Here is a 20,822-nt window from a genome sequence, read left to right as displayed (position 1 = left end):
CATCGACGCGATCACCGGGTCGAACTCATAACAACCGGAGCAGGTCATGTCCCAGCAACCTATCAAACTCTACCGTCACCCATTGTCAGGCCACGCGCATCGCGTCGAATTGATGCTGTCACTGCTCGGCCAGCCGACGGAGTTGATATTCGTGGATCTAATGAAAGGCGCGCACAAGACGCCCGAGTTCCTGGCGCTCAACAGCCTCGGCCAAGTACCAGTGATCGATGATAACGGCACCGTACTGGCTGACTCGAATGCGATTCTGGTCTATCTCGCTGCAAAATACGGGAACGGTGAGTGGCTGCCCAGCGATCCCGTTGCGCAAGCGAACGTACAGCGCTGGTTGTCGATCGCGGCCGGGCAGATCAACTCGGGCCCTGCTACAGCGCGACTGATTACTGTGTTCGGCGCTGGTTACAACGCTGAGGACGCAATCAGTAAATCCCACAGTTTGCTCACGGTCATGGAGCAAGAGTTGGGTAAGAGTAAATTCCTGGCGGGCGATAAACCGACCGTCGCTGATGTCGCGGCTTATACCTACATCTCACACGCCCCGGAAGGCAATGTGGCGTTGACTGACTATCCTAACGTGCGTGCCTGGTTAAGCAGTATCGAGGCGCTGCCCAATTTTGTGGGTATGCAACGCACTGCCAAGGGCTTGCAGCAAGTTTGATCGAAGTGTTGGAGCGGCCCGGGAAACCTGCCGGGCAGGCTCCATTGATCGTCCAGGATGTGTGTCACGGCAGAGTCGCCTATGGATCGCTTTCAAGAAATGCAGATTTTCATGACGGTCGCCGAAGAAGAAGGTTTCGCGGCCGCTGCCCGTCGTCTGAATATATCCCCGCCCAGTGTTACCCGTGCCATTGCCGCGATGGAGGAACGCATCGGCACTCAGTTGCTGTCGCGCACCACACGTAGCCTGCACTTGACCGAGGCGGGTCAACGCTATCTGGATGATTGCCGACGCATACTCGGTGAGCTCAGTGAAGCGGAGGAGGCCGCGGCCGGCAGTTATTCGATTCCCTGTGGTCACCTCACGGTGACCGCGCCCGTGCTCTTTGGTGAGTTGTACGTTGCGCCTTTGCTGGCTGAGTATCTGGATCAATTTCCTTCCGTTAATCTCAACGCGTTATTGGTTGACCGCGTGACGAGCATGGTCGATGAAGGCATTGATGTGGCGATCCGTATCGGCCACTTGCACGAGAATAATCAGCACGGCATCAAGGTGGGCGAAGTGCGCCAGGTGATTTGTGGCGCTCCGGATTATTTCCAGCGATTCGGCAGGCCCCGTCACCCTGGTGAACTAAGCTCGGCCAAAATCGTGATGTCTTCGGCGAGTCATTTGTTAAGCGACTGGCAATTCGAGCATGAAGGCAATCCATTGAGCTTTCGCTTCGATCCGCGTCTGGTGGTGACCGCTAATCAGGCGGCTATCAACATTGCCTGTCTGGGCTGGGGAGTGACGCGCGTGTTGTCCTACCAGGTGGCCAGTCAGGTGGCGGCCGGCGACCTGGAAGTGGTGTTGCAGGATTTTGAACCACCGGCTTTGCCCATTCAGGTCGTGTACCTCAAGAGCAACCGCGTGCCCGCAAAGGTGCGCACCTTTGTGGATTTCCTTACGGAACGTCTGAGCGCTGACAAAGCGCTCCGGCCCACTGCAAAAAGTATCCTCTGATGGATCGCTTTCATGAAATGCTCATGTTTGAAGCGCTGTCGGAGCGCCCGAGCCTGGCGGCAGCCGCACGTCGTCTGAATGTCTCCGGGCCGACAGTTGTTCGCGCAATTGCCCGGCTGGAGGCGCGTCTTGGCGTGGCGTTACTGCAACGAAGCACGCGTGGCGTCTCGTTGACTGAGCCGGGGGCGGCATTCATGGCCGATTGCTCGCGCATCCTCAAAGGCATCGAAGACGCAGAGGCATCTGCCAAAGGCCTGCATGTTCAGGCCCAGGGCAATCTGACGGTATTGCTCCCGCTTCTTTTCAGCCGCTATGTCATGACGCCGCTACTTGCCAATTACATGGAGGTTTATCCCGAGGTCAAAGTATTCGCCCATTACCATGATCGTTTTCCGAACATGAACGAGGAAGGTCTGGACGTGGCCGTGCTGGTGGGAAGACTGCCCAATTCATCGTTGATCGCACGACCTGTTGGCTACGTTCGTTCGATCGTCTGTGGAAGTCCCGAATACCTGGAAGCCAACGGTGTGCCTGTCGATCCGGAGGACCTGAAAAGTCATCGGCTTATTGGCATACAAACGTTCAGGGAGAAGATCCACTGGGATTTTTCCACACAAGGTATTCAGAGCACCTTAAAGGCCCGCTCACGTATCAGTTGCACCACTGCGCAAGCGGCTCTTGATGCCGCAGCGCACGGCGCGGGGCTTACGCGCTGTCTGAGTTATCCGGCTTACGATTATTTGCAAAACGGCCGATTGTGCCGGGTACTGCAACCTTTCGAGCTGCCAGCGCTTGCGGTGCATGTGGTTTACCGGGAAAGGCGCAGGGCCTCCATGAGAGTGCGCAGCTTCGTCGACTACATGGTCGAGGGCCTGCGCGAACATCCGGCACTGCTGCCGGATGCGCTGTAAACGATCAGCGACCCGAACCTTAAGTCGCTGACAACCATCATTTAGCGGTCGCTGCCTTTTCGATCAGGCTGGCAACCACTTTCGGGTTGGACACCATCACCACGTGCGACGCGCCTTTGACCACTACGGTCTGCTTCGCATGCGCCCGCTCAGCCATGAAGGCCTGCGCTTGTGCCGGGATGTTTTTATCCGCGTCGCCATAAACAAACCAGGAAGGAATGGTTTTCCAGGCCGGCTCGGTCGATGCTTCGTTGAGCGCGGCTACTGTGACCGGACGTTGAGTCGCGGCCATCAATCTGGCGTCCGCGTTAGAGACGTCCGCCGCAAATTGCTCGTGGAATTTATCTTGTTGGATATACAGATCCTTGCCGCCGTCAGCCAAGGCTACCGGAGGGGCGAGGGTCGGGCCCAGGGTGCCGCCGGGAAAACGACCGGACAATTGTGCAGTGGATTCGCCTGCTTCGGGTGCAATGGCGGCGACGTACACCAGCGCTTTGACGTTGGCATTGCCGTAAGCCGCTTCGCTGATGACCGGGCCACCATAGGAATGCCCGACCAGCACGACCGGCGTTTTGATGCTGGCGAGCACATCGGCCACCGACTGCGCATCACCCTTGAGTGAGCGCAGCGGGTTCGCAGCTGCGATCACGGGATAGCCATCTTTTTCCAGAATTTTGACAACGCCATTCCAACTGCTGGAATCGGCAAAAGCCCCGTGAACCAGTACGACCGTCGGTTTGACCGGCGCAGCCAGCGCAGCGTTGGCACTCACCATTGCGGCAGCCAGGGCAAGACCTGCAAAAATCTTTTTCATCGGATGTTCCTTTGAGAGCGCGGGATAGAAGCGACGGGGATATTTGAACCGGTCGTTGTGTTCCCTGTGTGTCCGATTCTCAGTGCCCTGCATGGAAACGTGTCTGAACCCTCAGTCGCTACATACCGATACAAACCAGCATTTCAGCCAGCGAAACAGTGGATTGCGTTTTATGGCCGTTCTCATCAAAGCGATAAAAGCAGAGCATGCGTCCAGGCAGTTTTTTAAAGGCTTCACCGCGGAGATAACTACCCGATGAAACGCGTACTCATGCTGCTCGCCAATGGCGTCGAACCGATGGAAATGGCCGCTTTTACCGACGTGCTCGGCTGGGCCGACCTGATCGGTGATTGTCCTCTAGAGTTAGTCAACGCAGGCCTTCGCAGAAAAATCGTTACCACGTTTGGTCTCAGCATTAATCCGGGATCTTTGTTGTGCGATCTCGATATCAGCAGCTTCGACGCGCTGGCATTGCCAGGCGGTTTTGAACCGGCGGGATTTTATGAAGAAGCACTCAGTGAGCCATTTCTGCAGACGATTCGCCATTTTGTCGAAGCCGGCAAACCCGTTGCCAGTGTTTGCGTGTCGTCGGTATGTCTGGGTGTAGCGGGGGTGTTGCGTGGCAGGAATGCGACGACCTATCACCAGGAAGGCGGCAAGCGTAAGAACCAACTGCTGGAAACAGGTGCACTGTTCGTCGATCGACCGGTCGTGGTTGACGACAACATTATTACTTCGAGCGGGCCAGGCACCGCCGCTGAAGTTGCTTTTGTGCTGCTGGAACAACTGACCAGTGCTGACAACGCGACGTACATCCGTCAGAAAATGCGCTTTGCCACGCCTGATCGTCATTGGTTCGAGACGCCACAAGTTGCAGAGCCCCTTATGCAGTAACGCAGCGACCACAAACAGGTGACCTACCAAGAGGTGATCATGAATACAACGGACGAGCCGGGGGCTTCACCCTGGCATGCCGGTGAGCGGCGGTTGCAGGAAAGTGTCGGCGTGGCGCAGCAGATGGAACACTTTGGGCGAAAGGTCGTTCGCGACTACATGCCGGATCAGCACCGTTCGTTTTACAGCCAGCTGCCTTATCTGGTGATGGGTGCGGTCGATGAGAACGGCATGCCCTGGGCGACGTTGATCGAGGGACCTCCAGGATTTGTTCACTCACCCGACCCACGCACTTTGCGACTCGACCGTCTGCCCGCGGACGGTGATCCGGTCAAGCCTGCCTTGCAAACGGGTGCCGCAATCGGACTACTCGGCATCGATCTGAAGACCCGCCGGCGCAATCGTATGAACGGCAACATCAGCGCCGCCTCAACGGGCGGTGTTGCCGTTTCCGTCGTGCACGCTTTCGGCAACTGCCCGCAATACATCCAGTTACGAAGTGTCGAGCCGGTCAGCGTTGGGCGTTCTTCAGCTGACGTTGCAGTGCAATGCCTTCACGAATTGGACGAGTCCGCGAAAGAGATGATACGCAAGGCCGACACTTTTTTTCTCGCCAGCTACGTCGACCTGGACGGCGACTCATCCAGGCGCTCGGTGGACGTCTCGCACCGCGGTGGTAACCCAGGCTTCGTCAGGGTCGAAGGCAATGTGCTGACGATCCCCGATTTTGCCGGCAATCTGCATTTCAATACGTTGGGCAACTTGTTGCTCAATCCCAAGGCCGGTCTGGTCTTTGTCGATTTCTCGTCAGGTGATGTGCTTCAGGTGGCCGGGCGCACTGAGCTTGTTCTCGACGGCCCCGAAATCGCAGCGTTTCAAGGGGCCGAAAGACTCTGGACCTTAACGGTGGAGCAGGTTGTCAGAAGGCCAGCCGTGCTGGCCCTGCGCTGGGCATTCGAAGGTTTCTCGCCGAACAGTTTGCTGACCGGCAGTTGGGAACAAGCCGAAGGTCGCTTACAGGCCGACGCCTTGCGCGATCAATGGCGGCATCTGCGCGTCACGCGAGTCGTCGAAGAGAGCAGCACCATCCGTTCTTTTTATCTGGAACCCGACGATGGCGCGGGATTGCCGCGATTCGAGGCGGGCCAGCATTTACCCGTCCGGTTTAGCCTGGTTGAAGGGCAGCCGCCCATTGTCAGGACTTACAGTGTGTCGAGCGCACCTTCGGATAATTTCTTGCGGATCAGCGTCAAGCGTGACGGGTTGGTTTCGTCGCACCTGCACAACCAGATCCGGGTCGGGGATCTCATCGAAGCCCGCGCCCCGCAAGGTCGATTCACAGTGCAGGCCGATGAGCATCGGCCATTGGTTTTACTGGCCGCTGGAGTGGGGGTCACGCCGCTGCTGTCCATGCTGCGCGAAGTCATCTATGAGGGAGAGCGAATTCGTCGCACCCGGCCGACCTGGTTTATCCAGAGTGCGCGTAGTCTGGCCGAGCTGGCATTTCGGGATGAGCTGTTTGAACTGGCGACCCGTGCGAAAGATAAAGTTCGCGCGTTACGACTTCTAAGTCAGCCGGAGCAACACGCTCGCGAGGGCGAAGACTTCGAATTGGCTGGGCGTGTAGATGTCGCTTTACTCAAGGCGCTGTTGCCGCTGGATGATTACGACTTTTACCTGTGCGGCCCAGGCGCGTTCACCCAGGCTTTATACGATGGACTACGCGAACTGCGCATTGGCGATGATCGCATTCACGCAGAAACGTTCGGGCCGTCGACGCTGGTGCGGTTACGCGATCAGCTGACCCCGGCGGTTGAGCAAGTTCCTGCAGCCAGTAGCCCGGTCAAGGTGCTGTTCGCGACTTCTGCGAAAGAGGCGCGTTGGGAGCCCGGCAATGGGAGCTTGTTGGAGTTGGCGGAAAGTCGTGGATTGAATCCGGACTTCAGTTGCCGCGGCGGTTCGTGTGGGACGTGTCGTACCAGATTGATCAGTGGCGAAGTGCACTATTTGAACTTGCCCGCTGAAATGCCGACGCAGGGCGAGGTGTTGATTTGCTGCGCAGTGCCAGCGCAAAGCAAGGAGGGCGATGCCCCCCTGGTGCTGGATTTGTAAACCGAAAGATCCTGGTGTGCTCAAGGGTGGTCCCCTGTGAAAATCTGCGGGTCTGTAGGTAGACCGCTGCTTTCAGGCGGCGGCTTCTTCCATGCGGCCGTGCATCGCGCAGGTATCAGGGTGCTGTGCCAATGATTTGAAACTGCGGTTGTCGCTGTCGAGTGCGTCGACCGATCCGGTTTCGATGTCATAAACCCATCCATGCAGGTTCAACAGGCCTTTTTCCTGCGCCAGACGCACGCTTGGATGCGTCTGGATGTTGGCCAATTGGGCGATGACATTTTCCCGAACCATCGAGCTGACTTTCGCCGCCTCATCGGCATGAGTGCGGGACTCGTTGATGACCTTTGCAGACTCCGCATGTTGCAACCAACCGGCCACAGCAGGCAGATGATCCATGCATTTGCACTGGGCAACAGCAGTCATCGCGCCGCAATCGGAATGGCCGCAGATCACAATATCTGTTACGCCGAGCACCGCCACAGCGTATTCCACCGTCGCCGACACACCGCCTGGATGAGGGCTGTATGACGGCACAATGTTGCCGGCGTTACGGATCACGAACAGCTCGCCGGGCTCTTGCTGGGTCAATAATTCAGGGACTACGCGGCTATCGGAACAGGTGATGAACAATGTGCCTGGATGTTGTTTGGTAGCCAGGTGTTTGAACAGGTCAGTGCGCTGCGGAAATGCTTCTTTCTGAAATTTAAGTAACCCTTCGATCAGCGTTTTCATAATGCGTGCCTATATAGTTGAATTTGCAGTGCGATCAGTTGGTGCAACCGCGACCTATTACGCTGTATTCAAGGATCCGGGTGTCGCCGTGGGAATCTTTGTAGGTCATTTGCACGGGCACCGGGCCGCAGACGTCTGCTGCCTGAGTAATGTCGATGACCTTGGCAATATCCAGGTGCATGCCATAAACATAGGGCGTGACTTGCGGGGCGGCCGAAGCTTGCTGTGCGTAGGCCGACAGCGATGCGGTCAGGGACAGGGCGAGAAACAGAATTTTTTTCATGGCGAATCCTCCAGGCGAATTTGGTGAACAGGTGAAATGAGTAAGTTGTGTTGAAGCAGGCCCGCGAAAGTTGTGGGCCCTATTACAGTTTCAGTCGCGTTATCAGAACGGACGTAGTGGCAGGAACTTGCCGTCAAGCGTAATCACTGCGCGGTGGCCACCTTCAGGATCTTCAACTTTTTTCATATCGAGCTTGAAGTTGATCGCACTGATGATGCCGTCGCCGAACTGCTCGTGAACCAAGGCTTTGAGCGTTGTGCCGTAGATCTGAATCATTTCGTAAAAGCGGTAGATGGTCGGGTCGGTAGGCACACCCGACAAGCTGCCACGCAGCGGAATGATCTGCAGACGTGCTACCGAGTCGGCGTCCAGGTCCAGCTTTGCGCCGATTACTTTGGCTGCATGCTCCGGCAGTGGGTGCTGGCCGAGCAGGGCCGCGGTCACGTAAGCCAGACCGAGGCCGGTACCTTCTGCCATGTCTTCGAATGAAAGGTTTTTGCGGGCTTTGACGTCGAGAATTCTTGCGGTCAATTCAAGGCTGGTGTCGTTGTAAGCGTGGGACTGTTGCATGGTGATACTCCTTTCGGAACGTTTGTTTGTGTAGCTGAGTAGGTGTTGTCTGGTGTGAAGCCATGTTCTGCCGTTTGCTCGATAGCGTCCAAGACCGATATGCAATGCTTCGCATAGGTCGTGCCTATAGATCGCAGCAGCATGTGTAGTTTTATGCAGGAGCGCAGTCATGAAAAAACCCGCACAAGGCGGGCTCAGTGGCAATGACTGCATTAGTCTGGGAAGCCGGTAGTCTGTATGTTCACCAATTGACCGACGGCAACCTGCGCATACCGAAACGTCACGTTTTCAACTTATTGCACTGAAGCGATCACTCAGCTCGCCTTGGAAGTGTTCCAACATAAAGTCTATAAACACCCGTGTTTTTGCCGGCAGTGCTTTGCGCGCGGAGTAGTACAAAGATATTGAGCCCAGATCAACGTACCAATCTGGCAGCAGTCGGATCAGCTCGCCGCGCTGTAACCAGGGCCAGGTCCGTTCCAACGGTACCAACGCCACGCCCAGACCCATCAGCGCGCACGCGTTCAAGGCTTCTGGATCATTCATGATTGCGGTGGGTTGCAGGCTCAAATCAAACGTCTCTCCACCCGCGTTGCGCAACGTCCAGGTACGTAATCTGTTGGTGTCGGTAGATCGCATGACGATACCTTCCTGGCCTTGTAAGTCCGCTGGCACAAGGGGCATTTGCCTGCCCTCAAGCCAGTCCGGAGCCGCGACAGCGACCAGGTGCAGTTTGGCCAACTCTCGCGCAACGACACCCGGGCTTAGTTCCATACCGCCGCCAATCGCAACGTCAAAACCCTCCCCGATCAAATCAACGCGGCGGATTTCAAGGTGCCAATCCGGCACAACCGCAGGGTAATGTTGCTTGAACGTTTTAAGCAGAGGCAGAACGTAATCGTAGGCAAACGACGGCGCCACGTTCACACGCAGTCGGCCCGCCGGCACATCACGTGCGTCACCCAGTTGAGCCAGGGCGCCCTGGCTGGTCTCGACACTGCTCGCTACTTGTTCATAAAGCGCCTCACCGGCTTCGGTGAGAGAGAGGCTTCGCGTGCTGCGCTGAAACAACCGGGTGCCTAGCCTCGTTTCAAGGCGAGCGATGTTTTTACTCACTGCGGCAGCGGAAATTCCCATCCTCCGGGCAGCTTCGGAAAAACTGCGAGCTTCAGCTGCTCGTACAAAAGATTCAAGATTTCCCAGATGGTCCACGCTGATCTCCAACTTTTGGTTGAAGCTGATTCTACCTATTCATGACTAATTGGCAGCGGCCGTTGAGCCCATAGTGACGTAGATTCATTTATCCGGAACAGGCGAAATCTAATGGGCAAAGTGTTGATTACCGGCGCGTCCGGCAAGTTGGGTAGTGCGGTAGTGCGATCGCTGGTGACGAAAGTATCCGCGGCTGATGTCGTGGCCATGGTGCGGGATACGAGCAAGGCGCAGCGGCTGGTGGACTTGGGCGTGGAAATTCGGTCAGGCGACTACATGAATTTCGAATCTTTGGTGAGTGCCTTTGCCGGGGTCGAGAAACTCTACTTGGTGTCGGCCGTCGCTTTCAGCGATCGTGTGCAACAGCACAAGAACGTCATCGATGCCGCACGTATGGCTGGCGTACGGCATGTGATCTATACGAGCATCCAGCGGATCAGCGATGACTTTTGCCCCATTGAGGGAGTGACCGCCAGCGACCTCGAAACCGAGGCGCTGCTGAAGTCATCCGGGCTGGATTACACCATCGTCCGGCATCCGCTGTACGCCGATGTGCTGCCCATGTATATCGGCGACGATGCTGCCAAGGAGGGCTTTAGTGCCCCTGCCGGTCAAGGTCGTGTGCCGCTGACAAACATCGACGAACTGGCCGAAGGCGGCGCTGTGCTGCTGAGCCAGTCAGGGCACGAACACCGCGTTTATCTGCTGAACAGTGGGCAAGCCTGGTCTTTTGCCGAAATCGCCGCCGCACTTTCGCGAATGACCGGGAAAGCCATTGGTTATCAGCCGATTTCGAACGAAGCTTTTATCGCTGCGCGGGAAGCTGAAGGCTGGCCTGCGCATGTCGCGAACTTTCTTGGCGGCTGGTTTAACGCCATCGAGAAAGGCGCATTTGATCAAACCAGCCGTACCCTTGAGGAACTCATCGGCCGCAAGCCCAAAGGGCTTGAAGCCATCATCCGGGACGCGTTCAAGCTCTGACATCCTTACCGCGCAACTGCTTGACTGCAGGATGACCATGGAGTCCGCGATCAACTCGAAACAATCTCGCGGACGACGTCGATGAACGCACGAAGTCCTGCCGGCTTGTGTCGGTTGGCGGGATAGTACAGGCGCAGGCCCGGATAGGCAGGTGTCCAGTCCTCCAATACGCGGATCAGTCTGCCTGACGCAATATGAGAAGCAGCGGCGAAATCATTGGTCCAGGCGATGCCGGCACCTTGCAGAGCGGCCTCTAACATCAAGTGATGACTGTCGAGCGTCAGCGATCCGCAGACATCTACCGATTGCTGTTCACCGCGCTTTTCGAATTCCCACTTATAGATCGTGCCGCTGGGGAAGCGTACACGTATGCAGTTATGCGCGAGTAGATCCGCCGGAACCTTTGGTTTTTTGCAGTTCGCGAAGTACTCGGGAGAACCCACTACCGCAAAACGCAGTGGGGGAGTGATCGCAACGGCGATCATGTCCTGCGGTACGCTTTCTGCCAGCCGAATGCCCGCGTCGAATCCGCCAGCAACGATATCGACCAGGCTTCTATCGGTGACGATGTCCACCCGCATGTCTGGGTAACGCCGTAAGTACTCAAGCACTACCGGGGTCAGCACCATCTGCGCGGCGCCTTCGGAGGTATTCAAACGCAGGGTTCCTGCCGGTGTATCGCGAAATTCGCTCGCCGCCTCCATGGCGGCCGATATGTCACGCAGCGCGGGCTGCACCCGAGCCAGAAACTGCTCACCGGCTTCGGACAGCGAAACACTGCGCGTGGTCCTGTGAAACAACCTCACGCCCAGGCGCTGCTCCAGCGCGGCGATCGCATGGCTCAGTGCTGATGGCGACATTCCCAATTCCACTGCCGCACGACGAAAACTGCGATGAGCCGACACCGCAACGACGGCGTTTAATTCAAGAAGCCCTGATTTCTGCATTGTCCTGATTCCTGCATCAGTTCATCCGATATTAGCCGGATTGTTCGCCACAGTAGTGAAGCTTATCTTGATCGCGGCAACTTAACAGTTCGAGGAAAAGCTAATGACGCGGATCAGCACACCCTTCGGGTTTCATTCAACTGCACAAGAGGTCATCAAAGGCGTCGACCTCACGGGGAAACGGGCAATCGTCACGGGTGGAGCTGCCGGTATCGGCATCGAAACTGTCCGCGCGTTGATCAGTGCCGGCGCACATGTGACGCTTGCCGTCCGGCGTCCGCAAGCAGCCGAATTGATCGCCGCAGAACTGCGCGCAGAGGGCAGGGGCACTGTTGATGTGCGTTCTATCGACCTGGCGGATCTATCTTCTGTTAGATCGTTTGCCGCAGCCTGGTCCGGACCCCTTCATATTCTGGTCAATAACGCGGGGATCATGGCCGTTCCCGAGCGGCAGCTGACATCACAGGGTTATGAGAGGCAGTTTGCGACCAACTTTCTCGGCCATTTTGCACTCGTGCTTGGGTTGCAGGACGCCTTGTTCAACGCAGAGGGCGCCCGAGTGGTGTCGCTGAGCTCAAGCGCGAACCTGCTAGGACCAGTCGTTTTTGACGATATCAACTTCGACTTCCGACCTTACGAGCCTTTCGCCGCTTACTCCCAAGCCAAGTCGGCGTGTGCGCTCATCGCGGTGGAGATCAGTCGGCGCTGGTCGGATCGGGGCGTTTTTGCGAATGCGGTGAATCCAGGTGCCATCGCTACCAACCTGCAAAAGCACACCGGCGGACTCAAAACCCCCGTCGAACGCCAGAAGACCGTGCAACAAGGCGCGGCGACCTCCGTTTTACTGGCAGCATCTGCATTGCTGGACGGTATGGGTGGGCGTTATTTCGAAGACTGTAATGAGGCGCAAGTGGTTAGCACGCGGCCTGCGGATTACACGGGGGTGGCGGCTTACGCCATTGATTCTGGTAACGCACGGCGGTTGTGGGAAGTTGCCACGCGAATGATTGAATGAAGGGACTGGTTTGACCAAGCCTCACCTGAGGCGCACAGCAGCCTGTCGCTACTCGGGCTAGCCGATGACCGTTCCATTTAGTGAAACAGTGGATTGCATTTTTTGCCCATTCTCCACCAGGTGCTTCAAGGCGAAGATGGCCACCCACGTCACCCTATCCGCTAGAGGAGGGGGAGGACGAAGCCCCTGGCCTTAGCCGCTGGCGCGAAAGTTGACGCTACGGGTATTAGGAGACACTGAATGGATGAACTCTCACAGCCCCAGTCGCCCTGGCATGAGGGTGAGCTGGCTTTGCAGCGAGCTGTCGGTGCGGTCGACATGATGGTTGGCGTCGGTCAGCGGCAAATGGCCCGTGCATGGATGCCCGACCAGCATCGCGAGTTCTATGCTCAGTTACCGTTCGTGGTGTTGGGGGCTGTGGATCAACAGGGCGATGTGTGGGCCACCATTCGTACCGGCCAGCCGGGCTTCATGAGTTCGCCAGCGCCCGAAGCACTGCACATCAAGCTCCAAGCCCAACACAATGACCCGGCTCAACAAGGGATGAAGCCGGGAGATGCCATCGGCATGTTGGGTATCGAACTGCATACACGGCGCCGCAATCGCATGAATGGCAACGTGCAGCAGCAGCGCGATGATGGTATTGAAATCTCCGTCACTCAGGCTTATGGCAATTGTCCGCGCTATATCAACCTGCGTCAGTTCGCCTTTGTTGAGCAGGCATCGGACACCTTGCTGGAACTAGAGTCTACCGACGCCAAAGTACGCCGTTTGATCACGGCGGCCGACTCGTTTTATGTCGCGACCTACGTCGTGCGCGAGGGCCAGAATCAGGTCGATGCTTCCCATCGTGGTGGTAAGGCCGGTTTTGTACGGATGGACGCTGATGGCACGCTGACCATTCCGGATTTTTCCGGAAATCTGTTTTTCAACACCCTTGGCAACATCGTGTTGAATCCGCGTGCGGGACTGCTGTTCATTGATTTCCACACGGGTGACTTGCTGCAAATGAGCGGCTCGGCTGAGGTGCTACTGGATGACCCGGAAATTGCCGAGTTCCAGGGAGCCGAGCGGCTATGGCGCTTCAAGCCGCAGCAGGTTGTGTACCGTCAGGCAGCAATCCCTTTGCGCTGGGTGGACAAGAACGAGGGTATCTCGCCTAATTCGTTGATGACTGGCAGTTGGGAGCAAGCCGCTCAACGACAGCAAGCCGAAGCCTTGCGCAACCAATGGCGACCGATGCGGGTTGTGCGCATCGTGGAGGAGAGCAGCAACATTCGATCTTTCTACCTGCAACCGAATGACGGCGCCGGCCTTCCCAGGTTTGAACCTGGTCAACACTTGCCCGTGCGGGCTTTGTTGGAGGGCCAGCAGGTACCATTGATTCGTCACTACAGCGTATCCAGTTCACCGTCGGATGACTTCTTGCGCATCAGCGTCAAGCGTGATGGAAGGGTGTCCTCGCACCTTCATGATCGGATTCAACTCCAGGACGTGATCGAAGCGCGCGCCCCCCAGGGCGATTTCGCAGTGGATGCCTCGCAGCGGCGTCCATTGGTGCTGCTGGGGGCTGGCATCGGCATAACACCTTTATTGTCGATGTTGCGCGAAGTGGTTTACCAAGGAGAGCGCATTAACCGGATGCGCCCGACGTGGGTGGTGCAGAGCAGTCGTTCGGTAAGTGATCTGGCGTTTCGAGATGAAATCGATGAACTCTCGGCTTGCGCTCCCGACAAGATTCAAACCCTGCGTGTTGTGAGCCAGATGCCCACCGGCGGCGCTGCCAATGGTTATGACAGGGCGGGCAGAATTGATGTTGAGCTGCTCAAGTCATTGCTGCCGCTCAATGACTACGATTATTACCTGTGCGGACCTGGCAGTTTTACCCAGTCGCTGTATGACGACCTGCGCAAAATGCGCATTCCCGATGATCGCATCCACGCTGAAACCTTCGGCCCGTCCACGCTGATTCGTGACGTCCTGGTCAATGTGCCAGCGGCACAGCAGGTAGCCATGGCCAACGAAGCAGTGAAGGTCTTGTTCGCCACATCCGGCAAGGAAGCGCGCTGGGAACCAGGCGCAGGGACGTTGCTTGAACTGGCTGAAGCAAGAGGACTGAATCCGGAATTCAGTTGCCGCGGTGGTTCCTGTGGCACTTGTAAAGTCCATCTACGAAAGGGAGAAGTGCATTACCTTAAAATGCCAGCGCAACGACTGGCTGCCGATGAAGTTCTGATCTGTTGCACAGTGCCAGCGCAAGGGAGCGAGACCGTTGTACTGGAGGTTTGATTCCGGGCAGGCAGGTTTTTGAACCGCACCGCAAACGCTCGATTCAATTGGAATGATCGGCCGCCATGAGAGTCCACCGACCACCACGGTTGCAACAGGTAGAGCCTTAGAGCATGGATACAGCGGATTCGGTATTGCTCGCGGCGCGTGCTCAGTTCGCGATCACCATCAGCTTTCATATAGTGCTGGCCGCCCTCACCATCGGCCTGGCCAACTTTCTCGTGGTGCTCGAGGCGCTCTGGTTGTGGCGCGGGCAACGGCTGTACCTGGATGTCTATCGTTACTGGTTGAAAGTATTCGCCCTCACCATAGCGGTGGGGACTGCTTCGGGACTGATTCTGGAATATCAGTTCGGCCTCAACTGGTCACGGCTCTCAACACAGGCGGGAGATATTCTTGGCCCGCTGATGTTCTACGAAGTGCTTGCGGCATTTTTTCTCGAGGCAGGCTTTCTCGGTATTATGCTGTTCGGATTAAAGAAGGTCGGTCCGCGCATTCACTTTTTTGCCACCTGCGCTGTCGCCATTGGATCGTTATTCAGCGCGTTCTGGATTCTTTCCGCCAATTCCTGGATGCAAACGCCTGCCGGCTACACCGTCGGGGTCGATGGCCGCTTGCTGGCCGACAACTGGTGGGCAATCATTTTCAACCCTTCGTTTCCTTATCGAATGGTGCACATGACACTGGCTGTGTTCCTCGGCACGGCCACGCTGATAGCCGGCGTCGCCGCCTGGCAGTTATTGAAGGAGCCAGGCAACCCGCGAGCACGCCTGCAATACTCAATGGCGCTGTGGGCGATAGTTGTGCTTGCCCCGTTGCAGATCGTCGCCGGTCACCTCCACGGTCAAAACAGCCTGGAGTTTCAGCCGCAGAAGATTGCGGCCGTCGAGGTCTCCTGGACGCGTCCGGCGCAAGGAGAGGGCGAACCCCTGCGCTTGTTTGCGATTCCAGATATGGCTGAGCGGCGTAATCATTGGGAAATTGCGATCCCGCGCCTGGGTTCGCTGTACCTGCGTCACGACCTGAGCGGCACCATCGCAGCGCTCGATGAGTTCCCGCCACAAGACATTCCGCCTGTGCCGGCTGTATTTTTCGCTTTCCGGATCATGGTGGGTCTGGGGATGTTGATGCTGGGGCAGGGCATCGCAAGCCTGGTGCTGCGCCGACGGCATCGGTTGTATGCCGCGCGCTGGATGCTTCGATGGGGTGTGTTGATGGCGCCGGCTGGTCTTCTGGCGATGCTCAGTGGCTGGGTGGTGACCGAAGTGGGTCGTCAGCCTTTTACCGTTTATGGATTGCTGCGTACTGCTGACAGCCTTTCCTCGGTATCCCGCGAGCAAGTGGTCAGCTCTACGTGGGGCATTCTCGCGTTTTATCTGGTGATATTCGGTATTGGCCTGTGGGTGCTGCTGCGAATTTTGCGAGAGCCACCGCACCCTGATGAGCCTGGTCCACAGCCTACACTGGCTGACGAGACAGGCAAGTCCTGAGGGGAGGAGTGCATGTTCGATAATGACGTCTTGACTCTGCTGTGCGCTGCAGCCCTCGGTTTCTCGATTTTGAACTATGTGCTGCTGGATGGCACAGATCTGGGTGTTGGCATGCTGCTCGGGCTGACCCGCGCCAGCCGCCAACGACGTGCAATGGCAGTGACCATTTTGCCGATCTGGGATGCCAACGAAACCTGGCTCGTATTGGGGGGCGGCGGACTGCTGGCGCTCTTTCCGGTGGCCTACGCGATACTGCTGCCGGCGCTTTATCTGCCTTTTATCATCATGTTCCTTGCGTTGATTCTGCGGGCCGTGGCGTTGGAGTTTCGCGACTACGCGCCCAGCGAAAGTGTGAAGCGCGCTGTTGACGGCTTGCACGCCTGCAGTTCGCTGCTGGCCGGCGGCGTTCAAGGAATCGTGTTGGGTACGCTGGTGCAGGGCGTGCCTCATCAAAACGGCCAGTACAACGGCGAAGGGTGGGAGTGGCTGAGCCCGTTCCCCCTGTTTTGCGGTGCGGTTCTGGTGGTGGGCTATACGTGGCTGGGTGCCTGTTGGCTGTACTGGCGTACCGAGGGAGATCTCCAGCTGCGATCGGTTCGACAGGCCAAGGTGCTGTCGATCGTGACATTGATTTTGTTAAGCGTATTGGCAGCGTGGACGGCGACACTTCAGCCTCAATATGCGCAGCGGCTCGCTGCGCATCTGGTCTGGCTGCCGGCCGCAGCATTGCTCACCGCGATGCTGAGCGGTTTTGTCTTCGGCTTTCGCAGCCGTCGGCATTACTTGCCGCTGTTCGCTGCACTTGGGGTTTTCGTGGTCGCCTTTGCCGTGATGGTCGCGGTGCTTTTCCCACTCATCATTCCACCGACCCTTACGTTACAGGCTGCCGCCTCAAGTCCGACCAGCCAGATGTTCATGCTGATCGGTATTGCCGTGCTGATACCGGTGACATTGGTCTACAACACCTACGGTTTCAGGGTGTTCAGCGGAAAGGTGGGTGCTGCTCGGGATTGATGATCCAAAGCTTGAGCGCCGCGGTGCAGTCCCAAGATTCCATGGCGAGGTGACCAATGCTATCGGGTGTTAATGAGGAGGACCGCGACCGGCGCTTCGAGCAATTTTACAGTCGGGGAAATCACCTGACGCGCTTTATGCTTCGCAGATATTTTCCGGGGAAACCACCCACACGCTGCAGGGTAACTTGTACAGTAGATTTTCCACCGTACTGCCAACCATGCGTTCCATGCTGCGGTGTCCGACACGTCCCATGACAATCACATCGGTGGCGTAGGCCTCGGCGTAACTGGTCAGCACCTTGGCTGGATTGCCCATGATCATGTGCTGGCGTTCCGGCGGTATTGCGTTGCGTTCAGAGAGTTCGCGAAACGCATCAGCCTGCGCATCGAACAAGTTTTTGGCTTTGGCCGAGGAGAAAAACGCCGAGCCAGTACTGAAACCGAACTCGCTCGCGCTGATGCTGGAAAGGTCATGGGCATAAATCACGTCGAGTTCTGCGTTACAGATGCTCGCCAGTTTGGAGGCCTCCCGCAGGATCCTGTCATTGAATCCTTTGTATTGATCGTCAGAGTGGAACGGGTCAACGGCTGCGACGATCTTGCGTGGCAGAACATTGCGCAAGTGACTGACAAAATGCAGTGGCACCGGGCATTCGCGCAACAGATGGATGTCCAGTGGCGTAAACATCAGGCGTGACAGCAATGATTCGTGCTCGAGGGCCTTGATCAATACGGCCATCGGCTGTTCTTTGATATGAATGAGGATCTCCTGCAAGGGTCTTTCTACCCAGACGACTTCCGTGGTGACGTGCACACCGATCTTGCGCAAGGGGCGGGCCTGGTCTTCGAGCCATTGACGATGGCGCTCTACATAGCCCAGGCGCATTTGCTCCAAGGCCTGTTCGTTGACCATTGCGGCAGTCGCCAGCCCTTCCAGATAATCGAACGCCACAATGTGCAGGGCAGCGCCTGAGGCCTTGGCCAAGGCAGCGGCACGGTCGAAGGCAGGGCTGTTTTCCATCAGCGGTGAGACGACCAGCATGAAACGCAGTTGATCGGACATGACAGATCTCCGGTAGATAATCGCTGGCCCCGACGGCTGCGGTGTTATCGGGCAGTGAAGCCTTGAACCTAGCCTGCCTCTCATCAAGGCGGCGGGCTTGATCTTTGTCAAATCCAATGGAAAGGACGGTATTACCTGACGTGCGGCTGTCCGGGCTTCGTCGCTTGAGGATTTGTTGACCATTATCAATTTTTCATAGGACTCCCCGGCGCAGTCTTGGGCTCATACAGGCTGCTGCTTACTCGTTTGGAGCGGCGGGTGACCCGTGGCGCAGAGTCCACACCACTTCGTTGTACGACCGCCATCGAGCTCCGCATGCACTCCTTCGCGCCCGGGCACAGGGTAGCGGCTGTCAGAGCTGATCTTGAGGCAATTGGGAGGTCTGCATGTTCATTGATATCACGCAAAATCCGGCCAGCCATTGCTGGGTCGTTTGCATGGATGCCTTGCTAGTGCACTTCAACAGGCTGGGAGAAGCGCAAGCGTGTGCTGAGACAACCCAATGACCGGAGCTATCGGCCTGACGGGCGCCGCCGCCGCACTAGGGATTGGCATGCTCATCGGTCTTGAGCGCGAACGGCATAAGGGGCAGGGTGAGACGCGCGCTTGTGCCGGTTTGCGAACCTTCTCCATCACTGCGTTGCTGGGGCATGTAGCGATGCAGGTCGGTGGCGGCTTGCTGGTGGGAATCGTGGCCATTGCTCTGGGATTGCTCGTCACAGTGGCTTATTGGCGAAGCCTGAGCGACGACCCCGGGATTACCAGCGAAGTGGCGTTATTGACGGTGTTGGTGCTGGGAGCGTTGTGCGGCACGAGCCCCGAGCTGGCGATCGCTATCGGCGTAGTGCTGGCGGGGCTGCTGACTTATCGAGAGAAGCTTCACCACTTTGCACGCAGCCAACTGACTGAGGCGGAGCTAAGCGATGGCCTCATTCTACTGACGGCTGCGCTAGTCGTTTTGCCTTTGGCACCTGACCGTTTCATCGGTCCCTATGCTGCGATCAATCTGCGTACGATTTGCAGCCTGACCGTGCTGCTCATGGCGGTGGGAGCGGTTGGGCATATCGCCGTTCGAACCTTGGGCAGCCGCTATGGATATGCAATCAGCGCCATTGCCTCCGGATTTGCCTCCAGCACCGCAACGATCGCTGCCATGGGCCATCTTGTCGCCCGGCAACCGGATAACGTAAAGGTACTGAGCGCAGCTGCAATATTGTCCAACATGGCCACCGTCATTCAGGTCGGCCTGATTCTGGCGGCAGTCGACCCCGGCCTGCTGCGCCACCTGTGGGCGCCCCTGACAGGCGGCGCTGTAGCAGCTGCCCTGTATGGCTTGTTTCTGATGTTCCCGAAACCGGCGTCCCGCACGAACCAGCCGATTCAGGTCGGTGGCGCGTTCAATCTCAAGCTGGCTCTGATGGTCACATTGACCATGACCGGCATCGCCATTATTTCCTCCAGCATGCTCAGCCATTTCGGTCAGGTAGGTGTGATGCTGACGGCCACGTTCAGCGGGTTTGCGGATGCGCATGCCTCCACGGCATCGATCGCCACGCTGGCCAAATCCGGCCAGTTATCGTTCGATGCCGTTGTCGCTCCGGTGCTGATTGCGATCAGCAGCAATTCCATCAGCAAATGCGTGGTGGCGTGGGTCAGCGGCGGCCGACGCTTTGCCGCTTGGGTGATTCCGGGCCAAGTGTTGATGACACTGGTCATGTGGGCAGGCATAGGGATTGGCTGACGGACATGGCGCACGTTACTGACAAAAATCAAATGCTCAAAACCGCCAGCGATCAGTCTGTGACTTTATTACTGGATTGCAAATGGCCGCGTGCCGAGGTGCCCCATGTCGCAGACTCATCGTTTACTGTTGATCGCTCCTCCAGCCATGACTCGTACCCCGGCCTTCGATCGGGCTGCAGCGTTGGCGGTGGCAATGCAATTACCTGTGCACATCGTGGCGTATGACTATTCACAGGCCTTGGCGGTGGCCGGGTTGTTCGCTCCGGAACAATTTGCTCGCGCCCGGGATGGCTATCTGCAAACCCATCGCCAATGGCTCGCCGATCAGGCCGGACTGATGAGCAAGCATGGCGTGGAGGTCACCAGCGAGGTGGTGTGGGTTCAACATCCTTACGAGGAAATAATCAACTTCATCAATGAGATGCCGCTGACGTTGATCATCAAGGACGCTCGAGAAGAATCGGCGCTCAAGCGAGTGTTTTTCACTCCACTGGATTGGCAGTTGTTGCGTGATTGTCCAGTGCCGGTGCACCTGGTGACCACGCCGTTGAATGCCCGGCCTCGCAATGTATTGGCCATCATTGATGTGCTGCGAGATGAGGATCAGGACCATGTGTTCAACGACCAGATTATCGATGCAGCCGCAAAACTGGCAACCATCTGCGATGCCAATCTCGAATTACTGCATGTGTATGACTGGACAGCTGTCTACGTCCAGGACATGGGTTTTGGCGCGTTGCCGTTGGCCACCGGTATCTATGAAATATTGGGTACGGCCCAGCAGCACGCATTTGCGGCCATTGCTGAACGCCACGGAGTGCCACCGGAGCGCAGGCACTTCAAAGAAGGAGCCCCGGTAGCCGGTATCTGTGAATTTGTCAGTGAGCACGACATCGATGTCATTGTCATGGGCACGGTGCAGAACAGGGGTTTAAGCAAACTGCTGGGCACCACGGCCGAGCAACTTCTGCATCGAGCGCCGTGCAGTGTATTGGCGATCAAGCCGGGCAGAGTGCTGCAATCCTGAGGGGCTGATCGCCCCACGATGAGCCGTTGGCCGAAACATCGT

Annotated in this window: 19 protein-coding genes; 12 read left to right on the top strand and 7 right to left on the bottom strand. The window is 57.2% G+C overall.

Translation table 11 applies throughout. The annotated features are described in order from the left end of the window. Positions 1 to 46 precede the first annotated feature (46 nt). The 3 genes from F8N12_RS14710 to F8N12_RS14700 all read left to right on the top strand — a co-directional run bounded on the left by F8N12_RS14710 (position 47) and on the right by F8N12_RS14700 (position 2,589). Positions 47 to 676 carry a glutathione S-transferase family protein gene (locus F8N12_RS14710; protein WP_150581075.1) on the top strand — a complete coding sequence of 210 codons (630 nt, stop codon included), beginning with the start codon at positions 47 to 49 and terminating at the stop codon, positions 674 to 676. Between the two features lie 81 nt (positions 677 to 757). Next, the gene (locus F8N12_RS14705) at positions 758 to 1,678 is read left to right on the top strand and encodes a LysR substrate-binding domain-containing protein (RefSeq protein WP_150581074.1); all 921 of its coding nucleotides are present in this window, start codon (positions 758 to 760) and stop codon (positions 1,676 to 1,678) included. Further along, on the top strand, positions 1,678 to 2,589 hold the full coding sequence (locus F8N12_RS14700) for a LysR family transcriptional regulator (protein WP_150581073.1): 912 nt from the start codon (positions 1,678 to 1,680) through the stop codon (positions 2,587 to 2,589). The genes F8N12_RS14705 and F8N12_RS14700 overlap by 1 nt, the downstream gene beginning before the upstream one ends. A gap of 37 nt (positions 2,590 to 2,626) precedes the next feature. Here F8N12_RS14700 and F8N12_RS14695 read toward each other — a convergent pair whose 3' ends face one another. After that, positions 2,627 to 3,403, bottom strand: coding sequence for an alpha/beta fold hydrolase (locus F8N12_RS14695; RefSeq protein WP_150581088.1), 777 nt, complete (start codon positions 3,401 to 3,403; stop codon positions 2,627 to 2,629). A 270-nt stretch (positions 3,404 to 3,673) separates the two neighbouring features. Between F8N12_RS14695 and F8N12_RS14690 the strand changes: the two genes are divergently transcribed. Then, the gene (locus F8N12_RS14690) at positions 3,674 to 4,297 is read left to right on the top strand and encodes a DJ-1/PfpI family protein (RefSeq protein ID WP_263596518.1); all 624 of its coding nucleotides are present in this window, start codon (positions 3,674 to 3,676) and stop codon (positions 4,295 to 4,297) included. A gap of 39 nt (positions 4,298 to 4,336) precedes the next feature. Then, positions 4,337 to 6,409: a pyridoxamine 5'-phosphate oxidase family protein gene (locus F8N12_RS14685; protein ID WP_150581071.1), complete on the top strand. Its 2,073-nt coding sequence runs from the start codon at positions 4,337 to 4,339 to the stop codon at positions 6,407 to 6,409. A gap of 72 nt (positions 6,410 to 6,481) precedes the next feature. Here the strand turns inward: F8N12_RS14685 and F8N12_RS14680 are convergent, their stop codons facing one another. The 4 genes from F8N12_RS14680 to F8N12_RS14665 form a co-directional block, all read right to left on the bottom strand. Continuing rightward, a complete protein-coding gene (locus F8N12_RS14680) occupies positions 6,482 to 7,144 on the bottom strand; it encodes a carbonic anhydrase (RefSeq protein WP_150581070.1) in 663 nt (220 codons plus the stop codon). Between the two features lie 34 nt (positions 7,145 to 7,178). Continuing rightward, positions 7,179 to 7,427, bottom strand: coding sequence for a DUF2790 domain-containing protein (locus F8N12_RS14675; RefSeq protein ID WP_150581069.1), 249 nt, complete (start codon positions 7,425 to 7,427; stop codon positions 7,179 to 7,181). 102 nt (positions 7,428 to 7,529) lie between these two features. Beyond that, on the bottom strand, positions 7,530 to 7,997 hold the full coding sequence (cynS, locus tag F8N12_RS14670) for a cyanase (RefSeq protein ID WP_150581068.1): 468 nt from the start codon (positions 7,995 to 7,997) through the stop codon (positions 7,530 to 7,532). Between the two features lie 288 nt (positions 7,998 to 8,285). Continuing rightward, positions 8,286 to 9,209: a LysR family transcriptional regulator gene (locus tag F8N12_RS14665; protein WP_150581067.1), complete on the bottom strand. Its 924-nt coding sequence runs from the start codon at positions 9,207 to 9,209 to the stop codon at positions 8,286 to 8,288. A 111-nt stretch (positions 9,210 to 9,320) separates the two neighbouring features. Between F8N12_RS14665 and F8N12_RS14660 the strand changes: the two genes are divergently transcribed. Further along, positions 9,321 to 10,190 carry an SDR family oxidoreductase gene (locus F8N12_RS14660; protein ID WP_150581066.1) on the top strand — a complete coding sequence of 290 codons (870 nt, stop codon included), beginning with the start codon at positions 9,321 to 9,323 and terminating at the stop codon, positions 10,188 to 10,190. Between the two features lie 50 nt (positions 10,191 to 10,240). On the opposite strand, the gene F8N12_RS14655 is transcribed toward F8N12_RS14660, so the two are convergent. Continuing rightward, positions 10,241 to 11,137, bottom strand: coding sequence for a LysR substrate-binding domain-containing protein (locus F8N12_RS14655; protein ID WP_150581065.1), 897 nt, complete (start codon positions 11,135 to 11,137; stop codon positions 10,241 to 10,243). 103 nt (positions 11,138 to 11,240) lie between these two features. Here F8N12_RS14655 and F8N12_RS14650 point away from each other — a divergent pair, with 103 nt between their 5' ends. From F8N12_RS14650 to cydB, 4 genes are all read left to right on the top strand, one after another. Further along, positions 11,241 to 12,152, top strand: a complete 912-nt coding sequence (locus F8N12_RS14650; RefSeq protein WP_150581064.1) for an SDR family NAD(P)-dependent oxidoreductase — start codon at positions 11,241 to 11,243, stop codon at positions 12,150 to 12,152. 240 nt (positions 12,153 to 12,392) lie between these two features. Continuing rightward, a complete protein-coding gene (locus tag F8N12_RS14645) occupies positions 12,393 to 14,441 on the top strand; it encodes a pyridoxamine 5'-phosphate oxidase family protein (protein WP_150581063.1) in 2,049 nt (682 codons plus the stop codon). Positions 14,442 to 14,554: 113 nt separating this feature from the next. Further along, positions 14,555 to 15,931 (top strand): cytochrome ubiquinol oxidase subunit I, encoded by a 1,377-nt coding sequence (locus F8N12_RS14640; RefSeq protein WP_150581062.1) that lies wholly within the window; start codon positions 14,555 to 14,557, stop codon positions 15,929 to 15,931. Between the two features lie 12 nt (positions 15,932 to 15,943). Beyond that, complete coding sequence (gene cydB, locus F8N12_RS14635) at positions 15,944 to 16,945, top strand: cytochrome d ubiquinol oxidase subunit II (protein WP_150581061.1); 1,002 nt, start codon at positions 15,944 to 15,946, stop codon at positions 16,943 to 16,945. 135 nt (positions 16,946 to 17,080) lie between these two features. On the opposite strand, the gene F8N12_RS14630 is transcribed toward cydB, so the two are convergent. Beyond that, positions 17,081 to 18,010 carry a universal stress protein gene (locus F8N12_RS14630; RefSeq protein WP_150581060.1) on the bottom strand — a complete coding sequence of 310 codons (930 nt, stop codon included), beginning with the start codon at positions 18,008 to 18,010 and terminating at the stop codon, positions 17,081 to 17,083. Positions 18,011 to 18,512: 502 nt separating this feature from the next. Here F8N12_RS14630 and F8N12_RS14625 point away from each other — a divergent pair. Continuing rightward, the gene (locus F8N12_RS14625) at positions 18,513 to 19,751 is read left to right on the top strand and encodes an MgtC/SapB family protein (protein ID WP_150581059.1); all 1,239 of its coding nucleotides are present in this window, start codon (positions 18,513 to 18,515) and stop codon (positions 19,749 to 19,751) included. Between the two features lie 105 nt (positions 19,752 to 19,856). Beyond that, a complete protein-coding gene (locus tag F8N12_RS14620; protein WP_150581058.1) occupies positions 19,857 to 20,780 on the top strand; it encodes a universal stress protein in 924 nt (307 codons plus the stop codon). The last annotated feature ends 42 nt before the right edge of the window (positions 20,781 to 20,822 follow it).

The sequence above is a fragment of the Pseudomonas fluorescens genome, assembly GCF_902497625.1.
GTDB lineage: Bacteria > Pseudomonadota > Gammaproteobacteria > Pseudomonadales > Pseudomonadaceae > Aquipseudomonas > Aquipseudomonas fluorescens_BQ.
This window is presented reverse-complemented; position numbering and strand designations above follow the sequence as displayed.